Source organism: uncultured Anaerofustis sp., assembly GCF_938029165.1.
GTDB lineage: Bacteria > Bacillota > Clostridia > Eubacteriales > Anaerofustaceae > Anaerofustis.
In genome coordinates, this window is record NZ_CALHFB010000027.1 from 1 (window position 1) to 8,716 (window position 8,716).

Annotated in this window: 8 protein-coding genes and 1 tRNA gene; 4 read left to right on the forward strand and 5 right to left on the reverse strand. The window is 36.0% G+C overall.

Features of this window, described 5'->3' with window-relative positions; genetic code table 11:
- Positions 1–510: 510 nt before the first annotated feature.
- Positions 511–837 (forward strand): hypothetical protein, encoded by a 327-nt coding sequence (locus Q0516_RS02875; protein WP_299237368.1) that lies wholly within the window; start codon positions 511–513, stop codon positions 835–837.
- Positions 838–1,016: 179 nt separating this feature from the next.
- On the opposite strand, the gene Q0516_RS02880 is transcribed toward Q0516_RS02875, so the two are convergent.
- Both Q0516_RS02880 and Q0516_RS02885 read right to left on the reverse strand, forming a co-directional pair.
- On the reverse strand, positions 1,017–2,087 hold the full coding sequence (locus Q0516_RS02880) for a BtrH N-terminal domain-containing protein (RefSeq protein WP_294468883.1): 1,071 nt from the start codon (positions 2,085–2,087) through the stop codon (positions 1,017–1,019).
- A gap of 140 nt (positions 2,088–2,227) precedes the next feature.
- Positions 2,228–2,313: transfer RNA gene (locus Q0516_RS02885), tRNA-Leu, on the reverse strand.
- A gap of 113 nt (positions 2,314–2,426) precedes the next feature.
- Here Q0516_RS02885 and Q0516_RS02890 point away from each other — a divergent pair.
- The gene (locus Q0516_RS02890) at positions 2,427–3,197 is read left to right on the forward strand and encodes a M23 family metallopeptidase (RefSeq protein WP_257481162.1); all 771 of its coding nucleotides are present in this window, start codon (positions 2,427–2,429) and stop codon (positions 3,195–3,197) included.
- An 11-nt stretch (positions 3,198–3,208) separates the two neighbouring features.
- Positions 3,209–3,874 (forward strand): site-2 protease family protein, encoded by a 666-nt coding sequence (locus Q0516_RS02895; RefSeq protein WP_294468884.1) that lies wholly within the window; start codon positions 3,209–3,211, stop codon positions 3,872–3,874.
- 655 nt (positions 3,875–4,529) lie between these two features.
- Here the strand turns inward: Q0516_RS02895 and Q0516_RS02900 are convergent.
- The 3 genes from Q0516_RS02900 to Q0516_RS02910 are packed head-to-tail and all read right to left on the reverse strand — an operon-like array spanning position 4,530 to position 7,598.
- The gene (locus Q0516_RS02900) at positions 4,530–4,886 is read right to left on the reverse strand and encodes a DUF1667 domain-containing protein (protein ID WP_257481278.1); all 357 of its coding nucleotides are present in this window, start codon (positions 4,884–4,886) and stop codon (positions 4,530–4,532) included.
- Positions 4,886–6,145, reverse strand: a complete 1,260-nt coding sequence (locus Q0516_RS02905) for an FAD-dependent oxidoreductase (RefSeq protein WP_294468888.1) — start codon at positions 6,143–6,145, stop codon at positions 4,886–4,888. The genes Q0516_RS02900 and Q0516_RS02905 overlap by 1 nt, the downstream gene beginning before the upstream one ends.
- Position 6,146: 1 nt before the next feature.
- A complete protein-coding gene (locus tag Q0516_RS02910; RefSeq protein WP_294468891.1) occupies positions 6,147–7,598 on the reverse strand; it encodes an NAD(P)/FAD-dependent oxidoreductase in 1,452 nt (483 codons plus the stop codon).
- 771 nt (positions 7,599–8,369) lie between these two features.
- Between Q0516_RS02910 and Q0516_RS02915 the strand changes: the two genes are divergently transcribed.
- The coding region (locus Q0516_RS02915) for a helix-turn-helix domain-containing protein (protein ID WP_294468892.1) at positions 8,370–8,716 on the forward strand (347 nt) is incomplete at its 3' end.

Here is an 8,716-nt window from a genome sequence, read left to right on the forward strand (position 1 = left end):
GTACCCCGCTCGCCGCGGTGGCTTAGAGCTTCGCTAAAAGGGATATTAAACTTACTGAAGTCTATCATATACTAATTATCTGAGAGATTTGTTTGCTTACTAGTGAATAATTACTCTAGATTTTTAATAACTGAGATTAAGAAAAGATATGAGACTTATTAAAATCATGCACATGAAAATTATATAAAAGAGTTGTTTATTATAGTTGACGATAAATTTTAATTCTTAGAGATAAATATATATTTGGTATTAAAAAAGTAATATTTAGCTTATTGATATTATTCATTCTCAAAGTATCCAAAGGGGATGTTTGCTTTTATTGTTTTAGGCTCCTTAAATATATGTAATGGGTGTTGAAAAAATCATTAATAAAACAGTAAAAAAGGTAAAAAAACTTTACTTTTTGTAACTATGAAATAGTATTACGCATTTCATGTTTTATGTAAGAAAAATATGACTTCTTAAGCCGAAAAATATCATAATATGTAATATTTGTATTATATCACTGTTGTGACTAAAAGTAAGATATTTGGTTTTATAAAGCTTGGCGGAGAGAATAAAAGCATGGAAAAAGATAGACAATTCAATACAGATGAAAAATCAAACAATGATAATGCAGTTATAAAAAAAGTGGTTTCAAAGGGAGTAAAGAGTATAGAAGAAAATACTTGTACGCAAATAGGGAAGAGCAAAGATATTAGGGCATGCTCAAAATGCGGTAAGACATTTTGCAAATATCGCAACAAAAACATTATTATTATCCTGACATTTTTATTTTGTTTGTATGGTTTTATTTTGATAATTAGTTTATATTTTATATGCTTCTTTAAAGTATGATCAATAACGAGTCATTAAAAATATTATATAAACGAATTGATGTTTATATTTATTTTGATTATGAGGATATTTAATAAAAATACTTATTATATCCAAATCAATATTTTATCCAAATGAAAATAAAAAAGAGGGAATCCCCCTTTTTAATATTTTGGTTTTATTTATTGTAGATAAGATGCCTAAAAGTCTTTTAATCCCAGTTTGATTAGATTATATGCTTCATATTCAAGGCTTCCTATATTTAGTATTATTTCCCTTGCTCTTTCAAAAATATCATCATCATTTAAAATATACTCTATAAATAAATCACACAGTACTGTAAATTCATTCCCGCTCTTTAGAAATAAACCGCTTGCTTGTTTAAAGTAGGAGTTATCGTACTCATCTCCGATTTCATCAAGTACTCCCGCAAACTTATCTCTTGAGCACATATACCTTATTTCATCGGGTTCGTCTATCCCGAGAAGTCTGTTTGGCGTCTTGGGGACACTGCCGAAGAAATCTATCATATTTAAAATTACTTTTCTTGTTTTTTCTTTTCCTATCTCTTCTTCCCATTTAGATAGTTCATTTGCTAACTTTTTTATTCCTTTTATCCCCATGAAGTTTGTCGGAGGAGTTACATAGGAATTTGCTTTATCCTCAAGGCATTTTTTGATTATATATTTCTTGTCATTTGGTTTGTCCATTGAAATTTTGCAAATTGTGTTTGGCTTACATAGTCCGGGATACTCTGCATTCATCCCAAGCAGAACATTTTCATAGGATAATTCCCTGATATCTTCTCTTCCGCAGTCGTATAAGTATATTTTTTCTTTTTCGTCGTCATATCCTATCATTAAAAAATAATGAAATGGTATATGCTCTTTATGATAAAGCTTAGGATAGTACTCCAAATAGTACATATCAAAAGCACCTATCACAATTGGTTTACCTCTGTCTATTTCCTTCTTTGCCTTCATAAGTGACAGCTTAGGTGTCCTGCACTCGATAAAATGATAATCAAACCCTACTATCGGAGCAAGGTATTTATACATTTGTTTTGTCCTGCCTTCACCGAAAGCGACCATCCTTTTTATATCCGCCTTATTCGTTTTAAGGTAAGTAAATCCGCAGAACCCCGCCATTGAAAAGAAAAACTGATCAGGTATCTTTTCCTTGGTTTTGTTCATGTATATGTCCTCGATACCATTCCACATGCACTCATAATCGTCCAAATGGTGTTTTATCCCCGTTAATATCTTCTTCATGTTTTTACTCCTCCTCTAGTTTAAAGCCATTATATTATCTGACATCGTGTCAGAGTCAAGAGGGAGAGGAGATATGTTTTAGGGTGACTGATAGAAATAAAAAACCGACTGTTATAAACAATCGGCTAAATCACAAATTATGGTGCGGATGATGGGACTTGAACCCATACGTCCGTGGGACACACGGCCCTCAACCGTGCCTGTCTGCCTATTCCAGCACATCCGCATATTACTTTTCATATTATACAAAAAAAGCTTTTCCATTTCAAGTAAATATTTACGAATATTTCATTTAACTTTTAATATACTTAAATAGGACTTTTATTAGGAGGGATATTTATGCAAAGCGGTAGAAGTAAAAAAAATCAAAGAAACAGAAGAACTTCTTATAATAGCAGAAGCAGGAATTATAATAGTTATAACAGGAGCAAAAAGGCACCTGTCAAGAAAGACAGATTTTTGAATGTGATGATATTCGTGGTGATACTGGCGCTTTCCTATGTAACATTGGACATGTTAGATGTATCTCTTCCGACTTCCGTTACATCTAAGATAGACAGCGTATTCAGTAGTGATGTCTTTTCTTTCGGTAAAGCAAAGGACAAGGTTGTTTCTTTTGTAAATAATACTGCCAGCGTATTTAACGGAGGCAAAAGCACTGCAGTAAATTCTTCGGGGGGCGGACTTAAACTTGAAATGCCGGTGAGCGGGGAAGTTATAACGAAGTTTGAGGATAAGACTCACCCTGTATTCAATACTACGGTAAAACCAAGGGGTATAGAGATCCAAACCGAAAAGAGCGAAGAAGTATTCGCTTCAGCCAGCGGTAAGGTAACGAATGTTGTTTCAAGTTCTTACGGAGGCAGCAGAGTAGTTTTCGACGTGGGCAACAATACGAACGTGATTTACGACGGTGTCAAGACAACTTTTGTAAAGGTGGGGGATACTGTGACCAGCGGTAATATCATAGGCTCAATGGATAATAATGACAGCGGAGATGTCCTCGGGCTTGAAGTATGGGTGGATAACACCGCGGTGGATCCTCTTACATATATGGATACCAAAACGGATACAAATAAAACCACAGATAATAATACCAAGACAGAATAGGATATAACTTAATGAACAAAAAGTTTAAATCGCTTTTAAATAAATTTACGCTGACGTCTTTAAGCGTTTTTGCGCTTTTTATAATATATTCTCAAAGCGGTTTTGTGGATTTTCTGATATTTGTATTTTCACTTTTTATCCATGAGACCGCACACCTTATCACCGCAAGGATATTTTCCGTTAGGATAGATAATGTTTCCCTGCTTCCTTTCGGTGCTAAAATTTCTTATGTCAGTCATGATATGCGTCCCGATAAGGAATTTTTATTATACTTCTCGGGACCTCTTGCCAATTTTATATTTGCAGGGATAATCGTCTTTGCGAGTTTCTATATGTATATCCCTTCTTACGATTTCTTTATTTTTTATAATATATTGATAGGTCTTATCAATCTCGTCCCGACTATCCCTTTGGATGCTTCAAGGTGCATATTCTCACTGCTTCAGCTAAAACTCTCTAAACCCGACGCTTTTAAGTATGTCTTTATAATAAGTTTTATAGTAAACCTTTCTTTATTGTTCCTCGGGGTATATGTACTGCTTCTGGGAAGTAAAAATGTACTGCTGATACTTCTTTCTGTCTTCCTATTCAACAATTTGAAAAGTGAAAAGGATAAGCAGGAATATTCTTACATTAAAAACAATAAAGTTTTAAATAAAGATTTATCAAAGATATAACCAAAGGGGTATATATATGTTATAATGAATATAATTATGTAAGGCTTTGCCTTACTATCCACTTTGTAGGGTTCCACCCTACAACCTATAGTTAAGGGCTGTCTGCCCTTAAAAACCCGACCAATATTTTTCCGAAGATAAAAATATTGGATAAAAATCTTTCACTCAATCGCCGTGATGGCTTTTACGCTTCTCGATTTCCTAAGAAACGCTACCCGCGTTTCTTGGAAGAGAAGCTATCCCACCTTTTTACATAAAAAGTTTTATCATATATTATAAGGTAATAACTCTTTTGGTAATATGCGGGTCAATGATTTTAATAAGTTTAATATCTTTTTTAGCGAAGCTCTTAGCACCACGCAGTGGAAGAACTTTTACCCCTTTTTTGTTTCTTCGGACAAAAAAGGGCAGGGTTCCTAAGGGACGGAGTCCCTTACAGAGGTCGTAGGGTGGAACCCTACAAAGTGGTGGGGTGCGGGGTAAAACCCCGCAGAAAGGTACAAGGGTCAGAGCCCCTTATAAGGGGTAGTAGGGCAGAGCCCTACAAAAACGTTCCTGTTTTCACAGGAAATATTATATCATTTAAGAACAAAAAAATAAACCCATTATATTCCTATAATGGGTCATTGTCGGATTTTATATGAAACTGTTTTAGTTATTGATTGTTTCTTGTTACAAGTAAGTCTGCTCCCGTTCCGCATATATCCTTCTTTGCGATATCTCCGATTTTCACAGGGGCTTTAAGTACGATAGAGTTGATTTCTTTCATCACTTCGAATATCTTTGCTTTTGGTACTCCCGCATTTGTTCTGACAGAAGTCACATTGTCTCTTCCGCCTTTGACTTTAACGGTAGATGTAACTACTCTCTTAGGCTCTACGACTTCTTCTCTTGCGTATTTATCTCCTCTGGGACAAGTATTTCCGGTTACAGAAAATACTTCTTTTCCTTCGTATTCTACTGTTAAGGCACATCCTCTCGGACAGCATATACATGTCATTTCTCTTTTCATTATTTGTCCGCCTCCTCGATTTCAAAAGTAAGTTCGCCTTTTTTATCTTTTATCAAATCTTTCTTGATGTTTATGTTAATCATTTCTCCCGGTAAGAATTTAAGTTCTTTCTTTCTTAATATTTCTTCTCCGTTTAGTTTTGCTACAACGTATCCCGCAGGTACTACTCTGTTTACCCTCATGAACATTGATACGTCTTCTTTCAAATCCTTAGAAGAAATCTTCTGAGGTACGGTATAAGAGATAGGAGCCACCGCTTTTGTCACGATGTCTTCGCTTACATCGTTTCCTTCTTTTATATATTCCGCAGCACCTTTACCCGCTATAAATCCTTCGTTTGAAACAAAGTCTACAAGGTCGTGTACCTGAAGTACGTTCCCGCAGGCAAATATTCCTTCTATACTGGTCTGTCTGTTTTGAGATACGTAAGGACCTTTCACTCTAGGGTCGATTTCTATCCCCGCCATATTTGAAAGTTCGTTTTCGGGGATAAGACCTACTGATAATAGGAGGGTATCACAAGGGATGACTTCTTCGGTTCCTTCGATAGGCTTTTTATCTTCGCCTACTTGAGCGACAACGACAGCTTCAAGCCTTTCTTTACCTTTTATATCTACTACTGTATGAGCAAGCTTTAGCGGTATATCGTAGTCTTCGAGACACTGAACGATATTTCTTTGAAGTCCGTTTGAGTAAGGCATAAGTTCGAGTACGCATTTTACCTTCGCACCTTCCAAAGTCATCCTTCTTGCCATTATAAGACCTATATCTCCCGAACCCAATATAACGACTTCTTTACCAACCATGTAGCCTTCCATATTTACAAATCTCTGAGCCGTTCCCGCAGTCATAATACCGCTTGGACGTGAGCCTGCCATGTTAAGGGCTCCTCTCGTCCTTTCCCTGCACCCCGTAGCCAGAATTACTGCCGTCGGTTTTATGGTTTGGTATCCCATTTCTTTATTTAGAAAATGTATTGTCCTGTCTTCTTCGAGTTTGATTACCATAGTATCCAGCATCACATCTACCCCGAGACGCATTATGGTATCTATATCTCTTCCCGCGTATTCCGGACCCGCAAGTTCTTCTTTGAACCTGTGAAGTCCGAAACCGTTATGGATACATTGGTTAAGAATACCGCCTAACCTCATATCTCTTTCGAGAATAAGTATGTCCTTTACTCCGTTTTCTTTTGCAGAAATGGCAGCGCTGAGTCCCGCAGGACCTCCTCCAATTATTACTAAATCATAATTTTTCATCTTAGTTGTTACCTCCCTTGTTAAGTTTTCCGGTTAGAATATAAGATTCTTCGCCTTTCTTGGTAACATCTTCGTAGTTCATATCGTATTCTCTTTTTATGATTTCCATTACTCTTGGAGAACAGAAACCTCCCTGACATCTTCCCATACCCGCTCTCATTCTTCTCTTGACGCCGTCTAAGGTCGTTACCTTGATACCTCTGTGGAGGACGTCTACTATCTGACCTTCCGTGATAGTTTCACATCTGCATATGACCCTTGCAAATCTTGGGTCTTTCTTTATTAGTTCGTTGATTTCATCTTTTGACATCTTTTCCATGTCAACATATCCTCTTCTGTTGGGATTGAAATCTTTATTTTCCTTTAATTCTAGTCCTGCGTCCTTTAATATACCAACGAGCATTTCAGCTATTGCGTATGAAACAGTGAAGCCCGGAGACTGTATCGCAGCGGCGTTTATAAAGCCCTTTGTTGAGCTTTCTTCGATTATGAAGTCCTGAGAGTCCGTAACAGCTCTAAGACCCGCAAATTGAGTTATAACTTTGCTTTTGTCCAGTTTATCTATTAAATAGCTGTCGGTTTGAGCCCATACTTCGTCTAAAGTCTTTGCGTCTGTAGATACGTCTTCTTTATCGTCTATGTACTCTGCATTCGGACCTACAAGTATATTTCCGTCCTGAGACTGTGTAAGAGCGATACCTTTTGAATGTGCTTTTGGTGTAGGGAATATAACAGGATGAACTTTCGTAGATTCACATTTGTCTAAAAGCATATATTCGCCTTTTCTCGGGGTTATTTTAAAATTCGTTTCCGCAATCATAGCTGAAATCTTGTCTGCGTATACACCTGCGGCATTTACTACATATCTTGCTTTAAATTCATTATCCTTTGTTTTTACTATAAAAACATCACCGTCTTTTGTGATATTTGTTACTTCTTCATTGAAGTTGAATTCCACACCGTTATCAATAGCATTTTCAGCTAAAGCAACGCAGTATTGGAAAGGCATTGCGATACCTGCCGTCTTACAGTAAAGAGCGGCAATTACGTCGTTTGAGATATTTGGTTCAATTTCGTGTATCCTGTCGATATCGATTATTTCCGTTTCAACTCCGTTTTTATTCCCGTTTTCCTGAAGTCCTTTAAGGGTTTCGATATCTTCTTCGTCGAATGCGAGAACTAGAGAACCGCATCTTGTATGACCGAAATGGAGTTCGTTATCCAAAATAGTAAACAGTTCGTTTCCTCTCTTTGATAATTTAGCCTTGATAGTCCCGTGGGTAGCGTCATAACCACCGTGTATCATTCCCGAGTTTGCTTTCGATGTCCCGCATGAAACATCTTCTCTTCTTTCCAAAACACCTATGTTTAAATCGTATTTGGAAAGTTCTCTTGCAGTAGAGCAGCCTACTACGCCCGCACCGATAATCAGCACATCATACATATCTTTCATATTTTCCTCCTTGTAAATACAAAAAAACAACATACACACTTAAGGTCTTTAAGTGTAATATGTTGCGGTTTCTCTTATAATCTCTTCCGCTATTTAATTGTAAATTGATATTTTTATATATTATATAACTTTCTTCCAAGAATTTCAAGTCCTTTATGTGACTTTTGTAAAGATAATTATATTTAGATTAATTTTGTAATCTATATATTATTATATTCCATTTTGTTTAAATAGTTCTTATCTTTTAATGTGTATTTCATTTTTATTTAAATATTCCAATAATTTTATTGTTTTTGTTTTTTATAGAATAAATTTATTCGTATAAGCCCGAAGGCTTTTATAAGAAACTCCGTCCCTTAGTAACCCTGCCCTTTTTTTGTCCAAAGCCACAAAAAAGGGGTAAAAATTCTTCCACTGCGTGGTGCTAAGAGCTTCGCTAAAAGAGATATTAAACTTACGAAGGTCATTCACCCGCATATTACCTAAAAAATTTATTAGCATTAATTTTACACTAAAACTATTATTTTTAAGGGTGGGAAAGCGACTGTTTCACAAAATGCGGGTAGCATTTTGTAGAAAATCCGGTCGCTTTAAGCCTTCACGTCGAATGAGTGAAAGCATTTAATCCATTTTTGTTGCTTCGGACAAAAATGGTCGGGTTTTTAAGGGCGGATAGCCCTTTAGTGTTTGTTTCTTTTTAAAGAAAAAGAAAAATAGTATAAGAAAAGGAGGGAAAGAGAGATAGAAGGAAATAAGAAAAGTGACAAAATAATGACATACAGCATTATCCCGAGCGAAGTATTGCACGATAATGAACTGAAGCCTATAACGAGACTTTTGTATGCTGATATATGTTCTCTCTCGAACTCCGAGGGGTATTGCTGGGCTAGCAATAAATATCTTGCAAAACTTTATGATAAAAATACATCAACGATATCAAGGTCGATTAAAGAGTTAAAAGAAAGAGGATATATAAAAATCAGATATACATATAAGGAAGAAAGTAGTGAAATAGAGGCAAGGAAAATCACCCCCCTATGCAAAATTGCCTATACCCCTATGCAAAAATGCAAGTACCCCCTAGGCAAAAACGTCAAAGATAATAATATAAAGAATAA